12 protein-coding genes are annotated in these 18,631 nt (G+C 31.8%); 6 read left to right on the top strand and 6 right to left on the bottom strand.

Annotated features, from left to right (window positions below; translation table 11 throughout):
* Positions 1 to 32 precede the first annotated feature (32 nt).
* From uxuA to CHB63_RS09275, 3 genes are read right to left on the bottom strand one after another with little or no spacing between them, the layout of a single operon-like run.
* The gene (gene uxuA / locus CHB63_RS09285; RefSeq protein WP_176420321.1) at positions 33 to 1,208 is read right to left on the bottom strand and encodes a mannonate dehydratase; all 1,176 of its coding nucleotides are present in this window, start codon (positions 1,206 to 1,208) and stop codon (positions 33 to 35) included.
* Between the two features lie 12 nt (positions 1,209 to 1,220).
* Positions 1,221 to 1,958, bottom strand: a complete 738-nt coding sequence (locus CHB63_RS09280; RefSeq protein ID WP_089378198.1) for an SDR family NAD(P)-dependent oxidoreductase — start codon at positions 1,956 to 1,958, stop codon at positions 1,221 to 1,223.
* Between the two features lie 33 nt (positions 1,959 to 1,991).
* Entirely contained in the window at positions 1,992 to 4,160 is a 2,169-nt protein-coding gene (locus CHB63_RS09275) for an alpha-glucuronidase family glycosyl hydrolase (RefSeq protein WP_089378197.1), read from the bottom strand.
* A gap of 234 nt (positions 4,161 to 4,394) precedes the next feature.
* Between CHB63_RS09275 and CHB63_RS09270 the strand changes: the two genes are divergently transcribed.
* Positions 4,395 to 6,659, top strand: coding sequence for a glycoside hydrolase family 3 C-terminal domain-containing protein (locus tag CHB63_RS09270; RefSeq protein ID WP_089378196.1), 2,265 nt, complete (start codon positions 4,395 to 4,397; stop codon positions 6,657 to 6,659).
* Between the two features lie 11 nt (positions 6,660 to 6,670).
* On the opposite strand, the gene CHB63_RS09265 is transcribed toward CHB63_RS09270, so the two are convergent.
* Positions 6,671 to 7,732 (bottom strand): LacI family DNA-binding transcriptional regulator, encoded by a 1,062-nt coding sequence (locus tag CHB63_RS09265; protein WP_317043600.1) that lies wholly within the window; start codon positions 7,730 to 7,732, stop codon positions 6,671 to 6,673.
* A 108-nt stretch (positions 7,733 to 7,840) separates the two neighbouring features.
* On the opposite strand from CHB63_RS09265, the gene CHB63_RS09260 reads away from it, so the two are divergent.
* The 4 genes from CHB63_RS09260 to xylE are packed head-to-tail and all read left to right on the top strand — an operon-like array spanning position 7,841 to position 13,104.
* Positions 7,841 to 8,842, top strand: coding sequence for a GntR family transcriptional regulator (locus tag CHB63_RS09260; protein WP_176420319.1), 1,002 nt, complete (start codon positions 7,841 to 7,843; stop codon positions 8,840 to 8,842).
* A 3-nt stretch (positions 8,843 to 8,845) separates the two neighbouring features.
* Entirely contained in the window at positions 8,846 to 10,333 is a 1,488-nt protein-coding gene (locus CHB63_RS09255; RefSeq protein ID WP_089378194.1) for a xylulokinase, read from the top strand.
* Positions 10,334 to 10,351: 18 nt separating this feature from the next.
* Positions 10,352 to 11,677 carry a xylose isomerase gene (xylA, locus tag CHB63_RS09250; RefSeq protein ID WP_089378193.1) on the top strand — a complete coding sequence of 442 codons (1,326 nt, stop codon included), beginning with the start codon at positions 10,352 to 10,354 and terminating at the stop codon, positions 11,675 to 11,677.
* A gap of 11 nt (positions 11,678 to 11,688) precedes the next feature.
* Positions 11,689 to 13,104: a D-xylose transporter XylE gene (gene xylE / locus CHB63_RS09245; protein WP_089378192.1), complete on the top strand. Its 1,416-nt coding sequence runs from the start codon at positions 11,689 to 11,691 to the stop codon at positions 13,102 to 13,104.
* Positions 13,105 to 13,237: 133 nt separating this feature from the next.
* Here xylE and CHB63_RS09240 read toward each other — a convergent pair whose 3' ends face one another.
* Positions 13,238 to 14,644, bottom strand: a complete 1,407-nt coding sequence (locus CHB63_RS09240) for a glucuronyl esterase domain-containing protein (protein ID WP_217898406.1) — start codon at positions 14,642 to 14,644, stop codon at positions 13,238 to 13,240.
* A gap of 116 nt (positions 14,645 to 14,760) precedes the next feature.
* Positions 14,761 to 17,433 (bottom strand): sialate O-acetylesterase, encoded by a 2,673-nt coding sequence (locus CHB63_RS09235; protein ID WP_089378191.1) that lies wholly within the window; start codon positions 17,431 to 17,433, stop codon positions 14,761 to 14,763.
* A gap of 596 nt (positions 17,434 to 18,029) precedes the next feature.
* Between CHB63_RS09235 and CHB63_RS09230 the strand changes: the two genes are divergently transcribed.
* Positions 18,030 to 18,620: a hypothetical protein gene (locus CHB63_RS09230; RefSeq protein ID WP_089378190.1), complete on the top strand. Its 591-nt coding sequence runs from the start codon at positions 18,030 to 18,032 to the stop codon at positions 18,618 to 18,620.
* Positions 18,621 to 18,631 lie beyond the last annotated feature (11 nt).

Here is an 18,631-nt window from a genome sequence, read left to right as displayed (position 1 = left end):
ATTTTGAGAATAGTTTGTTTCCAAATGTTATTTTAAATGTTGTTTAATTTGTAAATAATACCTTTTTCTAAACCTCGTAATTCTGCCAGTCCTTTTAATCTTCCAATAAGAGAATAGCCAGGATATTGTTCTTTTCCTTCTTCCAAGGAATGCAAAAAACCGTGATCTGGTCTCATAGGTAAGCTTATATCTCTATTCTTCATAAGAACAATCAATTTTTCAACAATACTCTCCATTGGATTGTCACCGTTTAAATGCTCTGATTCTCTAAAAACACTGTCGTTTTCTCGTATTACATTTCTTAAATGTAAAAAGTGTATTCTATCTCCCCAATCATCTATAATTTTTTCCAAATCATTAGCTGGATTGGCACCTAAAGAACCTGTACAATAGCACAAACCATTGGCGTTAATTGGAACTGCATTAAAAATCTTTTTAATATCTTCTTCTGTACAAAGAATTCTTGGTAAACCAAGTACTGAAAACGGTGGGTCATCTGGATGTATTGCCAACTTAACACCTAATTCTTCAGCTATTGGAGCAACTTCAGATAAGAAATGAATCAAATTTTCTCTTAATTTTGAATCATCAATATCTTTATAATTTTCAAGTAGGGCAAGTATTTTTTCAGGTGTAAAATTTATTTTACTTCCAGGTAAACCAAGAAGTACATTTTTAAATAATAATTCTTTTTCAGATTTAGAAAGTTTATTTCCATATTCAATAGAGTCAGCAATTTCTTTTTCAGAAAAATCATTTTTTGCATTTGGTCTTTTCAATAAAAAAACATCAAAATATATAAAAGCTTCTTTATTATAAAGTAGGGCTTTTGTACTATCCGGATTTTCAAATGCATGATTGGTTCTAACCCAATCTAAAATAGGCATAAAATTATAAGTTATCACTTTAAGCCCGCATTCTGCAATATTTTTTATGCTTATTTTATAATTTTCAATGAATTCTTTATAATTTCCAGAGGCTCTTTTTATATCTTCATGAACAGGTAAACTCTCAATTACAACCCATTCCATTCCAGCATCTTTAATAATTTGCTGTCTTTCTTTTATATCTTTAACTGTCCAAATTTCACCAACAGGTATTTGATGTAATGCAGTAACAATTCCTGAAACACCACATTGTCTTATATCTTCTAAACTAATTGTATCGTTAGGTCCATACCAACGCATAGTTTGTTGCATTTTTTTCATATTTCTATTTAATTAAAATCCAATACTATTTCCGCCATCTACAGGAAGAACTGTTCCAGTAACAAAACTCGATTCGTTAGTTGAATAAAAATATACTGCATCTGCTATATTAGAAGGTTCTCCCATGGTTCCCATTGGAGTTCTGCCTAATACTTTTTGCATTCTTTCCGGATCACTGTTTAATGCTTTTGCAGTCATTTTAGTTTTTATAAATCCGGGTGCAATACAATTAATTCTAATACCAAATTGCGCCAATTCAACTGCCATTGCTCTAGTCATTGTTTCAATTGCTCCTTTACTTGCAGAATAGGCAATAACTCGCGGTAATCCATATTGCGATGCCATAGAACTTATGTTTACAATGTTTCCTCCACCATGTTGTTTCATCACTTTTACAACTTCTCTACTTATAGCAAAAACGCTTAAAAGATTTGTGTGAATTATAGTTAAAAAATCCTCATCTGTAACTTCGGTAAAATCTTTTTTCATATTTATTCCAGCATTATTTACTAATATATCAATATTTCCATTTTTGGCAATATCTTTTATCATTGCAGGTATTCCGGCTAAATTATTTAAGTCGAAAATAACAGGAATGGCGTTTGAACCAATTTCGATACAAGCATTTTCAGTTTTATCTTTTGTTCTACCAATAATGTAAGTTTTTATACCATTATCACATAATTTTTTGGCTGTTGCAAACCCTAATCCTGAATTTCCTCCTGTAACTATTGCTATTTTATTTTCCATTTAGTTTTATCGATATATTTAATTTAATTATTTTTAATTTCCTGGGGCAAAAGGAAATTTTAAAGACTGAAAATATTCTAATGTTTTTATTGGTTTTTCAACTCCTTCTGGTAATTCTTTTTCTGAAAATTGTTGAAAATATAATAAACAAGCGTCTCGCCACCATTTAGATTCTTTATGTTGAATATTTAATAACATCTCAACCTCATTAAATCGCTGATTATCAACATATTTTTCCAAACTTTTCCAAGTGTGAACCATTGTTTCAACTTCATTAACTCCTTGTTGATATTTTAATGCAATTCCATCCCAAAGTGTATTTCCATCTTTTAATTTATAATCCCAAGATAAATGATGAAACCATAATAAGTCTTTTTCAGGACAAGTTGCTGTATTGTTGAAAATGTCAGCAACTTCGGGTGCATATTGATTTGTTGCATTGCTACCTGAATTTGTACGATCAAATCCGATTCCGTTTTTATCTGCTTTATGATAATAAACAGGATTCCATTCTGGTCTAGAAAGGTTTTCAACCCAAGGACCCGGACCATAGTGATGACCAGTATCCATAATATGATGCAATCCTAACGGAGTCATATAATTAACAACTGTTTCTCTGGAATTGAGCATCATTTCTTTTATAGGGTTTATAAAATGAGTATCGTTTGAAAACGTAGAACGAATCCACTCTTCAGCAATATCGCCAGAATTCAAATGAGGATTCCAGGCCAGTCGCCCATAGCCATACCAATTTGCTTGTAAAAATGGGTGTCCAGTCCAATTTCTATCATTACCAATATTGCTCACTCCAGCAACTCCTGTAATTTTTTTATTATGAAGAGATCCATCAATAACTTTAGCAACAGTTGAACCTTTTCCTGCCCTGTAAGTATCTGCTTCAAAAACTTCTTCAAATAATTTAGGGAGATATACTAAATGAGTGCTGAATCCTAAATATTCTTGAGTAATTTGAAACTCCATCATTAATGGCGTTTTAGGCATTGCACCAAACATTGGGTGAAAAGGTTCTCTTGGTTGAAAATCTATAGCTCCATTTTTAACTTGAATTATAACATTATCTTTAAATTGGCCATCGTAAGGAACAAATTCGCTAAAAGCTTGCTTAGCTCTATCATCTGCATCATGTTCTGAGTAAACAAAAGCTCGCCACATTACAATTCCACCGAAAGGAGCAACAGCTTCTGCCAACATATTTGCGCCATCAACATGATTTCTGCCATAATTTTGCGGACCAGGTTGACCTTCGGAATTTGCCTTCACTAAAAAGCCTCCAAAATCGGGAATTCGTTTATAGATTTCTTTTGTTTTTTCTTTCCACCAATTAATAACTTCAGCATCATAAGGATCTGCGGTTTTTAATCCACCAATTTCTATTGGAGCTGAAAAACGGGCTGTTAAATATACTTTTAAGCCATAAGGTCTAAAAACATTTGCTAAAGCTTCAACTTTTTCTAAATATTGAGGAGTTAGTATTAATGCATTTGCATTTACGTTGGTTATTGCAGTTCCATTTATTCCTACTGAAGCATTTGCACGTGCATAATCAACATAACGGCTATCAATATAATCTGGTAACCTATGCCAATCCCAAAGCGAAAAACCTGCGTAACCTCTCTCAACTGTTCTATCTAAATTATCCCAATGGTTAAGCATTCTAATATCTACCTTGGGAGAATCTAAAACATCAATATTTTTTATGGATTTATGGGTTTGAATTATTCTTAAAAAATTAAAGACACCGTATAAAACACCAACATCAGTTTTTCCAGTAATTATAATATGTTTTTTTCCTTTAATTATAATTTGTTTAATTATAAACCCTTCATTATTAATTTGTTCGAGCTCTTTTTTTAATTTTTTTATTAATTTTTTATCTAAGTTTGATTGAGTTCCAAAAATCACTAAATTTTCACCTTTTAAATCTTTTTGGGATAAAATTTCAGTACCTAGCATTTTAGAAAGACCTAATTGCAGCTCATTCAAAGCCACTTGCATAGTTTCAGAATCTCCTAAGGCTAAAATATTACTTATGTTAGATTTATATGCTAATCGTAATTCGTTATTTTGAATATAATCATATTGTAACCATAAATTATAACCATCTTTAGCTGATACATTTAAGCAAAGTAGAAGTATGGATAGCTGAACGAGAAAGTTCTTTATTGATAAAAAATTTGTCATATTTTTTAATTCTTTTGTTCTTTAATTTAAAAAGAAACTATAAATTGTAAAATTTGTTCAATTCGAATTCTAGATAATATAAGTTCTAATTACTTGTAAAGTTATCAAATATTTTATAATTTCGCAATCGGTTGCGTAAATGTAAAACATTGAAATTTAACATAAAAATATTTTCGATACTTTTATAAATTTAACCAGATATTTTTTATTAATAATTCTAATAAACAGTGATTTATGAAAACAATTGTAGAATATTTATTTCGGCTAACTATTTTAGGTGTATTATTAATTTCTTGTAATAGTAAACACACTGAAAATTCGACAGTTGCAATTAATCCAATCGATACAAAATTTGATGCTCTAGGTTTTTACAACCCTTCTTTGTCTATTAATGAAAGGGTAGAAGATTTAATATCTCGTTTAACTTTAGAAGAAAAGGCAGATCAAATGATGCACAATACTTCCGCAATTGATCGTTTGGGAATTTTACCTTATAGTTATTGGAATGAAGCATTACATGGTGTAGGTCGTTCTGCAGCTGCAACTGTTTTTCCACAAGCTATTGGTTTGGGTGCAACTTTTGACGCAGATTTAGCCTATAGAGTTTCTTCTGCAATTTCAGATGAAGCAAGAGCAATACATAATAGATCAAAAGCGAAAGGTTATAATATTCAGTATAATGGATTAACTTTTTGGACTCCAAATATTAATATTTTTAGAGATCCTAGATGGGGTAGAGGTCAGGAAACATATGGAGAAGATCCTTATTTAACGAGTATTATTGGGACTTCATTTGTTAAAGGATTGCAGGGAGATAACCCTAATTATTTAAAAACAGCTGCCTGTGCTAAACATTATGCGGTACATAGCGGTCCTGAAAAATTGAGACATGAGTTCAATGCGGAAGTTTCACAAAAGGATTTATGGGAAACGTATTTACCAGCTTTTCAAGCATTGGTTGAAGATGCAAATGTAGAAGCAGTGATGTGCGCTTATAATAGTACAAACGGAGAACCTTGTTGTGCAAATGAATATTTAATATCCGATGTTTTACTTGGGCAATGGAATTTTAAAGGTCATGTTTTAAGTGATTGTTGGGCAATAGTAGATTTTTATGCAGATAACGGTCATAAAGTTGTGAAAACGGCTGAAGAGGCTGCCGCAATTGGGGTAAAAAGTGGAGTAAGTTTAAATTGTGGTAATTCTTATGGAGCTTTACCACTTGCGGTTGAAAAAGGATTAATTACAGAAAAAGAAATTGATGAGCAACTTGCAATATTATTAAAAACAAGATTTAAATTAGGATTATTTGATCCATTAGGAACGAATCCTTACGATGCTATTTCTGGAGATATTGTAGATAGTAAAGAACATAGATTATTGGCTAAAGAAGTTGCTCAAAAAGGGATTGTTTTGTTAAAAAACAATGGAATTTTACCTTTAAAGAATGACTTACCAAATTATTTTGTCACAGGACCAAATGCAGCAAGTATAGAAATACTTTTAGGAAATTATTATGGTGTAAACCCAAATATGGTGACTATTTTAGAAGGTATAACTGCCGCAATAAATCCTGCTAGTCAATTGCAATTTAGACTAGGGGCTATGCTTAACAAGCCTTCCATAAATCCAATAAATTATGCTACAGGAAATGCTGGAAAATGTGATATTACCATTGTAGTTTTAGGTGTTTCCAGTCAATTAGAAGGTGAAGAAGGAGATTCAATTGATTCAAATACTGCCGGAGACAGACTAGATTATAATTTGCCACAAAATCAAATAGACTACCTAAAAGATTTAAGAAAAACTGCTGATCAAAATCCTGAAGATAAAAGGCCAATTGTTTCTGTAATTACTGGAGGAAGTCCAATAAACTTGGCTGAAGTTGAAGCATTATCCGATGCAGTTTTATTTGTTTGGTATCCAGGTGAAGAAGGTGGTACGGCGGTTGCAGATATTATTTTTGGAAAAGTTTCTCCTTCTGGAAGATTGCCAATAACGTTTCCAAAGTCTTTGGATCAATTACCAGCTTATGATGATTATTCAATGATAGGTAGAACTTATAAGTATATGAATGAAGATCCTTTATATCCTTTTGGGTTTGGATTGAGTTACACTACTTTTTCTTATAATGATATTAAAGTTTCATCATCTTCAATTTCAAAAACAGAAAACCTTACTGTAGAGGTTAATGTAGCGAATACTGGAAATGTAAAATCAGATGAAGTTGTCCAAGTTTATATTTCAGATTTAGAAGCATCTGTCACGGTACCTAATTCACAACTTGTTAATACAAAACGAATCAATTTAGAGCCAGGAACTTCTAAAAAAGTAATATTTGAACTTTCACCAAAAGTTTTTGAGATGGTAAATAATGATGGTTCTAGGAGCACAGAGTCGGGTGATTTTAAAATTCAAATTGGGGGTTCAAGTCCAATGAAAAGAAGTTTTGAACTTGGAGCTGCAAAAATGGCAGAGGCTGTTATAACTATAAATTAACTAAATAAATTTTATTCTGATAATTTATTTGAAGATTCTCTAGCTAAAACTTCAGTATTTAAGAATGTAATTTCAGTGATATCATTTTTCTCGGTTGAATCTAGATGTTTTAAAATAATTTCAGCCGAAGTTTTACCCATTTTAATTGCTGGGTGGGTAATTGTTGATAAACCAGGAACAATAATACGAGAAATAGGATCATCATTAAAACCGATTATTGCCAAATCTTCAGGAACTTTAAAGCCTAATTTTTTTGCAACCTGGATTGCGGCGACAGCAGTTGTATCATTTGGGGAAAAAATGCCATCAGGAGGGTTTTTTAGGTGTAATAATATATTGCTAGCTCTTTCACCTTCTTCATAGGTAACTTCATTCATATGAATTATTAATTCTTTATCAATAGGTAAGTTATGTTTTTTTAAGGCATCTAAATAACCTTTTTTTCGTTCACTATATAAATTTCCAAACTCAGATCCTGCATAAAAATGAGCAATTCTTATACATCCTTGATTAATTAGATGTTCAGTTGCTTTAAAACCAGCAGCATAGTTATTAATCATTACCTTATAGGTATTAAAATTTTTAGGAACCCTATCGACAAAAACAACAGGAATATTTTTATCAATAAATTGTTGAAAATGTGATGTGTCCTGAGTTTCCATAGCAAGAGAACTAATAAGTCCACTTATCCTACTGTTATATAAGGCTTTGGCGTTGTTTACTTCGTCTTGGTAAGAGTCATGAGACTGTGTAATAATAACATTGTAACCTGCCTTTTGTGCTGTAATTTCAATACCGCTGATTAAGGAAGAAAGAAAAGGTTGAGTAATGGTTGGAACCAACACTCCAATTGTTTTTGTTTTTTTACTACGCAAACTTGCAGCTAAAATATTTGGGCGATAACCCATTTCCAATGCTGCTGCTTTTACTCTTTTTATAGTCTTTTCGCTTATACTACTATGATCTTTTAATGCTCTGGAAATTGTAGAACTAGAAAGTTTTAACTTATTGGCAATATCATAAATAGTTACATCTTTATTTTCTTTCATAAAAAAAGGAGATTCCTTATTCAAATATACATTTTTTAAATAAATTTTATTTGGTATATTTTTTAAATACATCGGTTTTTATTTAAAAAAAAATATTAAATTAGCCTACCGGAACAGAACAGTACGATTAAAATGGCAAAAGATTATTTCAAATTAATTATAAATCATAGTAGCGATATTCCTAAATATCAGCAAATTGTGACTGCTATTAATGAATGTATTGCAAAAAATATTTTACATACTGGCGATGCACTGCCTTCAGTAAATAGTATTTGTAAATCAAATCAATTATCAAGAGATACTGTTTTTAAGGCTTATTCTATTTTAAAAGAACAAAGAGTTATTGAATCGGTCCCAAATAAAGGGTATTACGTTGCAAATGAGACTCGAAAAGTATTGCTGGTATTGGATACTTTTAAAGCATATAAAGAAGTTTTATACCATTCATTTATAAATAATTTACCAGAAAATTTTATTACAGACGTTCAGTTTCATCATTATAATATTGATAATTTTAAAACGATAATTAACAATAGTATTGGTAAATACTTTAAGTATGTTGTTATGAATTTTAATCATAAAGAAATTCCGCCAGTACTTTCAAAAATTAACCAAGAGAAACTATTATTAATAGATTGGAACATTCTTTCTAAGCCTGAAAATAATTATGTATTTCAAGATTTTGGGCAATCCTTTTACAATGCTTTAGAAGGAGCAACTGACTTATTTGGAAAGTATAAAGAACTCGTTTTTATATATCCCAATTTCACAAATCACCCTTTAGAAACGGTAACTTATTTTAAGAGGTATTGTAAGAATCATTCTTTTAACTTTAAGATTATTACAAACCCTAAAGAGTTTAAGATAGAAAAAAATGTTGCTTACATAAGTGTGAGTGATAGAATGTTAGGTGTATTTCTTGAGCAATGCAGAGATGTAAATTTAGAACCAGGAAAAGATGTTGGGTTTTTATCTTACAATGAAACCCCAATGAAAAAGTTTATTTATAAAGGCATTTCAGTTATTTCAACTGATTTTAAAGAAATGGGTACAAAAGCAGCTAAATTTATTACGGAAGATAAATCAATGCAAGAATATGTTGCAACAAAATTAATTATAAGAGAATCATTATAAGTTATGTATTATATAGGATATGATTTAGGGAGTTCATCAGTCAAAGCCGCTTTGATTGAATCGAGTACTGGAAAATCGGTAGGAATTACCCAATTCCCAGAAACAGAAATGGCTATTATAGCCGAACAAGCGGGTTGGGCAGAACAAGACCCTAATTTATGGTGGAAAAATATTTGTAAAGTAACTCAAAAGTTATTGGAACAAACTGGAGTTTCATCAGAAAAAGTAAAAGGTATTGGAATTGCTTATCAAATGCACGGATTGGTTGTAGTAGACAAAAATCAAGAAGTATTAAGGCCTTCAATTATTTGGTGCGATAGCAGAGCAGTTGAAATAGGAGATGATGCTTTTAAAGGTGTTGGCGAAGACAAATGTGTTTCAAACCTGTTAAATTCACCAGGTAATTTTACACTTTCAAAATTAAAATGGGTGAAAGAAAATCAGCCGGAAATTTTTGAAAAAGTTGATAAATTATTACTTCCTGGAGATTTTATTGCACTAAAATTAACAGGAGAAGCAACTACAACTATTTCAGGTCTTTCTGAAGGAATTATGTGGGATTTCAAACAAAATAAACCAGCAGATTGGTTGTTTGATTATTTGGGAATACCAACAGATTTAATTCCAACGATAGTTCCAACATTTTCAAATCAAGGAACAGTAACAAAAAAAGCTTCTGAAGAAATAGGTTTGCCAGCAGGAATTCCTGTTTTATATAGAGCTGGAGATCAGCCAAATAATGCGTTGTCTTTAAATGCATTTCATCCGGGAGAAATTGCAGCAACAGGAGGAACATCTGGTGTTGTATACGCAATAACGGATAGTTCAAAAACCAAAGAAAGCTCAAGAATCAACAATTTTGCACACGTAAACTATGCTACTGAAGCTCCAAGAATTGGAAAATTACTATGTATAAATGGTGCGGGAATTCAATATAGTTGGATGAAACAAAATGTGGTAGCATCAAAGGATTCATATAATGATATGAATAATTTAGCATCTTCGGTTTCCGTTGGTTCGGATGGATTGCGAATTTTGCCTTTTGGAAATGGTGCAGAACGCATGTTAAATAGTAAAAATACAGGAGCCAGTATTTTTAATTTAAACTTCAATAAACATAACAAATCACATTTACTAAGAGCATCATTAGAAGGTATTGCATTTTCCTTTGTATATGGAATAGACATCTTAAAAAATGATGGTGTTGATTTATCTGCAATTAGAGCAGGAAATGACAACTTATTTAGATCTGAAATATTTTCAAATACGATTGCAACTTTAGTTGATACAGATATTAATATTATAGATACAACTGGAGCGGTTGGAGCTGCGAGGGCTGCAGGTGTTAGTACAGGTGATTTTAAATCGTTTGATGAAGCTTTTTCAGATAACGAACACGTAATGACTTATAACCCGTTAAAAGATAAAAAAATATATTCCGAAGCGTATGAAATTTGGAAACAAGATTTAGAAAATCAATATAATAATTAACAATAAAAATTATAAAAAATGGCAGTTTTAGGAGACAAAGAATACTTTAAAGGTATTGGAGAAATTAAGTTTGAAGGAAGGGAATCTGACAATCCTTTAGCGTTTAAATATTACAATCCAGAACAAGTTGTGGCTGGTAAAACAATGCGTGAGCATTTTAAATTTGCAATAGCATATTGGCACACATTCTGTGGGCAAGGTGGAGATCCATTTGGACCAGGAACACAAAATTTTGCTTGGGATCAAGCAACAGATCCAGTTCAGGCTGCAAAAGATAAAGCAGATGCTGCTTTTGAATTTATTAGTAAAATGGGCTTTGATTATTTCTGTTTTCATGATTATGATTTAATTCAAGAAGGTGCAACTTTTGCTGAATCTGAAAAAAGATTGGCTACAATTACAGAATATTTAAAAGGTAAAAAAGCAGCGTCTGGAATTAAATTATTGTGGGGTACTGCAAATTGTTTCTCAAACCCACGTTATATGAACGGGGCTTCAACAAATCCAGATTTTGATGTTGTTGCTCGTGCGGGTGGACAAATAAAATTAGCGTTAGATGCTACTATTGCTTTAGATGGTGAAAACTATGTATTTTGGGGTGGTAGAGAAGGTTATATGTCTTTACTAAACACTGATATGGGTAGAGAATTAGACCATATGGGACAGTTTTTAAGAATGGCACGTGATTATGCACGCGCACAAGGATTTAAAGGAAACTTCTTTATTGAACCAAAACCAATGGAGCCAATGAAACATCAATATGATTTTGATTCAGCAACTGCTATTGGGTTTTTACGTGACCAAGGTTTAGATAAAGATTTTAAAATGAATATTGAAGTAAACCATGCGACATTAGCACAACATACTTTCCAACACGAAATTGAAACGGCAGCAAAAGCGGGGATGTTAGGAAGTTTAGATGCAAATAGAGGTGATTATCAAAATGGTTGGGATACAGATCAATTCCCAAATAATATTCAAGAAACTACAGAGGCAATGCTTGTTTTCTTAAAAGCGGGTGGTTTACAAGGTGGTGGTGTTAATTTTGATGCTAAAATCAGAAGAAATTCAACAGATATGGATGATGTATTCCACGCACATATTGGTGGCGCAGATACATTTGCAAGAGCTTTACTAATTGCTGATAAAATTATTACTTCATCTCCTTATGAAAAATTAAGAAAAGATCGTTACAGTTCTTTTGATGCAGGAAACGGAAAAGCTTTTGAAGAAGGAAAACTTTCTATGCAAGATTTGTATAAAATCGCTCAAGAAAATGGCGAGTTATCATTAAAAAGCGGAAAGCAAGAATTATTTGAAAATATTATTAATCAATATATTTAATAAATAAAATTATGGCGGTTTCAACAAATTCTAGTTATTTATTAAAACTTACTATAGTAGCAACACTTGGAGGACTTCTCTTTGGGTATGATACTGCGGTAATATCGGGAACTGTTAGTTCTCTTGAAAGTTTTTTCGTTTTACCTTTTGGGTTAGATGAATTAGGAGCCAATGCCCGTTTGGGGTTTGTTGTTTCCAGTGCCTTAATTGGTTGTGTTATTGGAGGTATTTCCGGAGGTTTAATTAGTAAAAAATTAGGTCGTAAAAATGGTTTAATATTAGCGGCTATTTTATTTCTATTTTCAGCTTTAGGTTCTTCAATGCCCGAAATGTTTGTAAAACCAATTGGTGAAGCAGATCACACATTTATTTATGTGTTTATTGTTTATAGAATTATTGGAGGTATTGGAGTTGGGCTAGCATCAATGCTTTCGCCTTTATATATAGCAGAAATTGCTCCTGCAAAAAATAGAGGGAAATTGGTTTCAATGAACCAGTTTGCAATTATATTTGGGATGTTAATAGTATATTTTGTAAACTATTATATTGCTAGACAAGGAGATGATACTTGGTTAAATACCGTTGGATGGAGATGGATGTTTGCTTCGGAAACAATTCCAGCAACTTTATTTTTAATTATGTTATTTTTTGTGCCAGACACACCAAGATCTTTAGTATTACAATCAAAACCAGAAAAAGCGTTAGACGTTTTAATAAAAGTAAACGGTATTGAAGAAGGTAAAAAGATTTTAGCTGATATTCAAAATACGGTTGTAAGTCATTCAGGAAAATTATTTTCTTTTGGGATGACCGTAATTGTAATAGGTGTTTTACTTTCTGTTTTTCAACAGTTTGTAGGAATTAATGTAGTGTTATACTATGCTCCAGAAATTTTTAAAACTATGGGGTCAGGTACAGATACAGCATTGTTGCAAACAATTATAGTGGGTGCTGTTAACTTATTATTTACAGTATTGGCTATTATGACGGTTGATAAATACGGTAGAAAACCATTAATGATAATTGGCGCCTTAGGAATGGCACTATCAATGTTTGCTTTAGGAACTACATTCTTTATGGAATCGGTAGGTATGGGAGCATTAATCTTTATGTTAATTTATGTAGCAAGTTTTGCTATGAGTTGGGGACCAGTTTGCTGGGTATTGTTATCTGAAATTTTCCCTAATAAAATTAGAGGAAGGGCTTTAGCAGTTGCTGTAGCAGCGCAATGGATTTCTAACTACTTGGTATCTTGGACATTTCCAATGATGGATAAGAATACCTATTTATTAGAGAAATTCAATCACGGTTTTGCCTATTGGGTTTATGGTTTAATGGGTGTTTTGGCAATGTGGTTGGTATGGAAATTTGTGCCAGAAACAAAAGGGAAAACTTTAGAAGAAATGGAAAAAATTTGGGAGAAATAATTGTATTTCAACCTTTCTCAAAAAAACCTCCAAAATTATATTTTGGAGGTTTTTTTTGAGAAAGTATTTTGCTTAATTAATGAGTACACATGGATTTAATAATAAATCTAATTTTATTATTAAATAATCTAAATTATTTAGAGTAGTTCAATAAATTATTTGCCCAAGGAATAAAATATTTCATATTTGGCCAATCTGTATGTCCACCATCATGTTGTCTCCAGGCTAAATGGCCATCCATCATAGTTGTATTAAAGGGAGGCATTTTTTCCGTTAAATATTCATTTGTAACACCGAGGTCTTTAACACCTAAAAGTTTAAAAATAGATCCAGCAGCAATGGTAGCCATATAACTTCCTTTTTGGTCTAACCATTTTGAATCACCTTTTTCTGGAATACCATAACTAATAAACGTTGGGCGCGGTGCACAAAGTGCAATTAAGTGGTGAGAATCAACAGGTAAATCACAGCCAGTTTTACTTCCAAAATCAGCCTCTGAAGCCCCATATTTAATATAATTCCCGGCCATCCAATGACTTTCACCTGAGCCTGTTAAACTTTCAACAGCTTCATCAAATATACGTCGGTGAAGTGTAGCTCCACCTTTTCCTGAAGAGCCAATTAATCCTATTGCAAAACGTTTTTCAAAGGCAAGAGTCACCAAGGCTGCTTTGCCATAGCGTGATACACCTTCTATACCTACTTTTTTTGAGTCAATTAAATCATCATTCTCTAAATAATCTAAAGCCCTTGCTGCACCCCATGACCAAGCTCTTAAAGCACCCCAATCTTCTGGTTTACGAGGTTGACCTTTATTAACTAGCCCAATAATTCCATTTGTGAGTCCGGCAGAATTATCTGCTTGTATACTTGATGGATCGATTGTTAAATAACCCCAACCTGCTTCTAATAATTGTTCTGTTGAAGGTAAATCTCCTTCAGGTGATGGAGCCCAAAAATTTGGCGGTGGTAATCTTGTTATTGGACTATAAGCAGGATATTTGTCAAAAATGGCCTTAATTTTAGGGTCATTTTTAATCATCATATCTTTAAAGGATGTATTTATTTTTTCCAGATCTTCCATAGATGGTTGTGCAGGTGATGGAAAGGAGGGATGTCCAAACATTATTAATACAGGAACTGGTTTAGTAACATTTGTTGGTACTACCAACATTGCGTTTATATCCACATTTATTGAAGGATATGTACTATTATCAACATGTCCAACCAATTGTTTTGCAATAACTGGTGTTCTGCGTACAAATTCATTATCTATTATTTTTACAGACCATGTCACATTTGGAATATTTCCTGGAAGTCTTCCATAAACTTCTCTTTCAAAATCTTCAACAATTTCCGGGCGACGCTTTTCAAACCAATCCTTTGAATTTTTTACTTTTTCACCTCTATTTGTAATTAAAAGTTCTGGAAGTTGAGGACAAGGATTCGCCAATAATTCATTATAATTTGCAGAATTAGGTGCTGAAGCATTACCACTAGGTCCAGATCTTAATGTTTTTATTCCAAGTTGTTCCATCATATTAGCTTGGTTTTTTTGTCCTAAATGATAAATCCGATTGTGCAATCGATTGTGTAACTGCAAATAATATTAAAACAGCAGGGAAAATAATTTTTTCATTTTAAAAAGTTTTAGGTTTAATTAGATTGGTTCTTCTTTATATTTTCAACAACTTCTAGCATTGTGGTTGTCCAAATATCATTCTCATGTAGTTTCAAAAATTCCAATAACTGCTTATGCGACTCTAAATCTGCGTTCAAATCGTGCTCCCCACCAACACCATGAAATAAAAACACCAATAAAGAATTAGACTCCATAGCTTTTTTTGCCAAAGCAATTAATTCTTCTCCACTTTGTCCATTTACAGAATAACAATTTATACTATACAGGTCTATTTCATCTATTTTTTTAAAGCCATGACTAACTGATCTTGCTGCTACTAAATCCCCTTTAAGTTGATCCATAAAAGTACGATTGCCACCAACAGTAAAATCTCCACAGGTATAAGCAAAAGTTCTTTCTTTTTTTCCGTCTAAAGCTTCCAATAAAGTATTGTTTATTCTTATTTCATCTACCATTCGATCAACGGTGTAAGTTCCCATATCATAATTTTCATTTACCCAAGTTCTATTATCATTTCCTGTACAGGGATGAAATATGGTGTGGTTTCCTAATTCGTGTCCATTTTGGGCTAATTTTTTCCAATCTTTTATTCTTTTTCTAAATGCTTCAGAATAAGAAGAAATATAAAATGTTCCTTTTAATCCTAACGAATCGAGTAGCAGTGCTGCATTATCTAAATGTACATTCAAAGCATCGTCATAAGTTAAAATAACAGCTGCTTTTTTACCTTGCCAAGGTTTGTCATTTAAAGTGTTTGGGTTATAATTTCTAAAAGGTGATGTAGGCAATCCTTCCATGTTATATAAGTTTGCTCCTAAAGGATTATCTGCCCAAGCGTATCTAACATATTTTGGATTTGAAATGGATTCACTTTTAACCTCCACTGTATTTCCAACAATTTTAGCATCTGCCCATACAAACTTTTGATTTTCACCAGCAATTTCAAACCTGTTTAATGGTTCATCGTCGTTGGAAATAAGTCCGCTTCCCACTGAATCAAAAGAAATAATAATTTTAGTTCCATAAATTTCTGATGATTTAAAAATAGGACCAGAATGCACAATATTTTCGCCATAAGCGAACTTTAAAGCACCTAAAGCCAATCTTTTTCCAACATTTTCTTTGTCTAACGGATGGATATCATTCCACTCACCTAAATCTGTAGTTACTGCCATTGCTGTATTTGGGATGGATAATGCTTGAAATTGTGCGTCTCTTAATTCTGCCCAATTACTTTCCGTTGGTAAATAATCTACATCTTGAAAATTAGCTAATTGAACATAAAGAAATGGTAATTCTCTTTGGTTTAACTGTTGTCTCCAATCTTTTATAAGCGCTTTTAAATAACCTTCATATGGTTTTGGATTTCCTGTATTCGATTCTCCTTGATACCATAAAATTCCTTTAATTTTTTGATTTAAAACTGGTGCAACCATTGCATTGTATAAAGATGTTGGCTGATTTTGAGACCAAAATTGATTGAACCCATTTCCATCACCAGTATTTGGAACAAACACTTCTCCAACCTTATATTTCCAATCACCTTCAAGATCGATAGTTTCACCATTTGCTATCAAATTATATGGTTTGTCCGGAACAAAACCACCTTTTCCTCCGTAATTGGTAACCCGAACTGTGATTACATTTTTTCCTTTTTTCAAGACACCACTCGGAACAGTATATCTTCTAGGCGGATATTGATACGTAATATTTCCAACTTTAGTTCCGTTTACATAAACAATATCGGCATCTACAATTCGTCCCATAAAAAGTTTTGCTTTCTCCCCAATCATTGATTCAGGGATCTCAATTTCTTTACGAAACCAAACTACACCATTTAAGTTTTTCACTCCTTGATCTTCCCAATAACCAGGAATATTAAAATTATTCCAACCTTTAGGAACATAAGACTCTTCATACCATTTTATTGGCCCTATCGAACCTTTGTCTTGTGGTTTAGCATTGTTATTAGATACAGGTCTTGTAGTAAATGTTTTCGTATACCCTGTATCTTTATTTTTTTTAATCGTTTCTAATTCCTTAGGGAATTCTTTAAATCCGTTTTCGCTAATCCAGGATTCAATAGGAGTACCTCCAACGCTTGCATTTATCATTCCAATTGGAACATGATATTTTTTGTAAATGTCTTTTGCGAAAAAATAAGGAATTGCTCCAATTTCCATAATATTTTCAGGTATTACAGATTTCCATTCTCCAGCAGGTAAATCTGATTGAGGTGTTTTTAAATTTGTTATTGTACTAACATAATAATAATGAATATTAGGATAGTTAGCATTTGCAATTTCATTAGGATATTTTTCTTTAACCCGTTCCATTTTTACCGTCATGTTAGATTGGCCAGAGCATAACCAAACATCACCAAATAAAACATCATTAACTACTATTTTATTTTTTCCTTTAAAAGTCATTTTATGAGGGCCGCCCGCTTTTTGAGCAGGAAGGATAATTGACCAATTTCCATTTTTAGAGGCTTTTGTTTTAAATTTTTTACTTTTAAAATTAAGTATTATTGATTCTTCCGGAGAAGCCCACCCCCAAACTTTAATTTCTTGGTCTCGTTGTAACACCATTCCATCACTTATTAATTGAGGTAATTTTATTTGACTAATTGAGATAGAAGATTGAAAAAAAAGAATTGTAATTAAAGTAAATTTCAGGAATTTCATTTCGTTAAAAATATTTTTGAAGGACTAGTTTTACCTTCAAAAATAAGATTTTTTTTACACTTCTTATTAAGAAAAGGTTTTTAATTATAAGGAAATTAACAGATTAGGATTACTAAAATTGAGGTACTGTCACCTGTAATGTCATCTAAAAAAATAAAGCCTTGTAAATCTAAGATTTACAAGGCTTTTTGCGGAGAAAGAGGTTCTTCCACCTACCTTGTAACACTAGTGTTTATAGTACTTCCCAGAGGTTAACTTTTTAGGGTAACCAATAGGGTAACTCTCGTTGTTTTACTTCTAATTTCTTCAATGTATAATTGAAATGCTAATATACTGTAATTCTTAACAATTATACCACAAGATACTTAATTGAATAAGTAGGAACAGAACCCTCGATGTTTTTAGGAACAGAACTTTCGAAGATTTTATAGCCTTATAATTTCAATTGTATAATAGAAACAATTTCTTTTAATTTTCAATACCATTTAAAAATTATTTTCAGGGAATGCTAGGGAATCCCTCGCTATACCTAGGGATTATTCAGTTCTTTGTACCAGAATTAAACAATTAATTTTAACATTTTAAATTTTTAGATTATGAATAGAAAAAAAGAAACATTAACACAGGAAGAAATGAAAAAAGCATTAAACAACTTTTTAATCAAAAGTTATATTGCCAATGGTACAATTAAAGCAACACCTTTAAGTGTAAAGAAGAATCTTAATTTCAACATCAAAAAGGACATATTAGCTGACGAAATGATGTCGGTGCGTTGTGGAGGTGTTGATATTGAAATTCAAGCACAGTGTGAATTAGAAAATCAAAATGATTTCTTAAAATATTATGATAAAGTATCTAAGATGATTACAACTTTTGATTTTTCAAAGTATGAGAGTATGAGCATTGAAGAATTAAGGTCTTACTTATTGGTATGGGATGAAAATGATGATAATTATGTTGTTAGGGGTGAAAACTTAATTAAAGATAAAGTTAAAAGAGCGTGTGTTGGTGTGTATTCATTACTTAAAGGTGGAACTTGGATTTATGCTAATAAAAATTCGGAAGATTCTGAAAATAAATTCTTTAATTCAGATATAGATGAAATAATTGAAAGAATAAATGAGATGAATTTCAACGGAGAATTAAGTGAAGAAGATAGAGAGAAGTTGATAAATGCACTAGTGTAATTTCAATGTAC

Origin of the sequence: Lutibacter flavus (assembly GCF_900188355.1) — a bacterium.
Taxonomy (GTDB): Bacteria; Bacteroidota; Bacteroidia; order Flavobacteriales; family Flavobacteriaceae; genus Lutibacter; species Lutibacter flavus.
The sequence above is the reverse complement of the archived record's forward strand: the minus strand, read 5'-3'. Positions and strand labels throughout refer to the sequence as shown.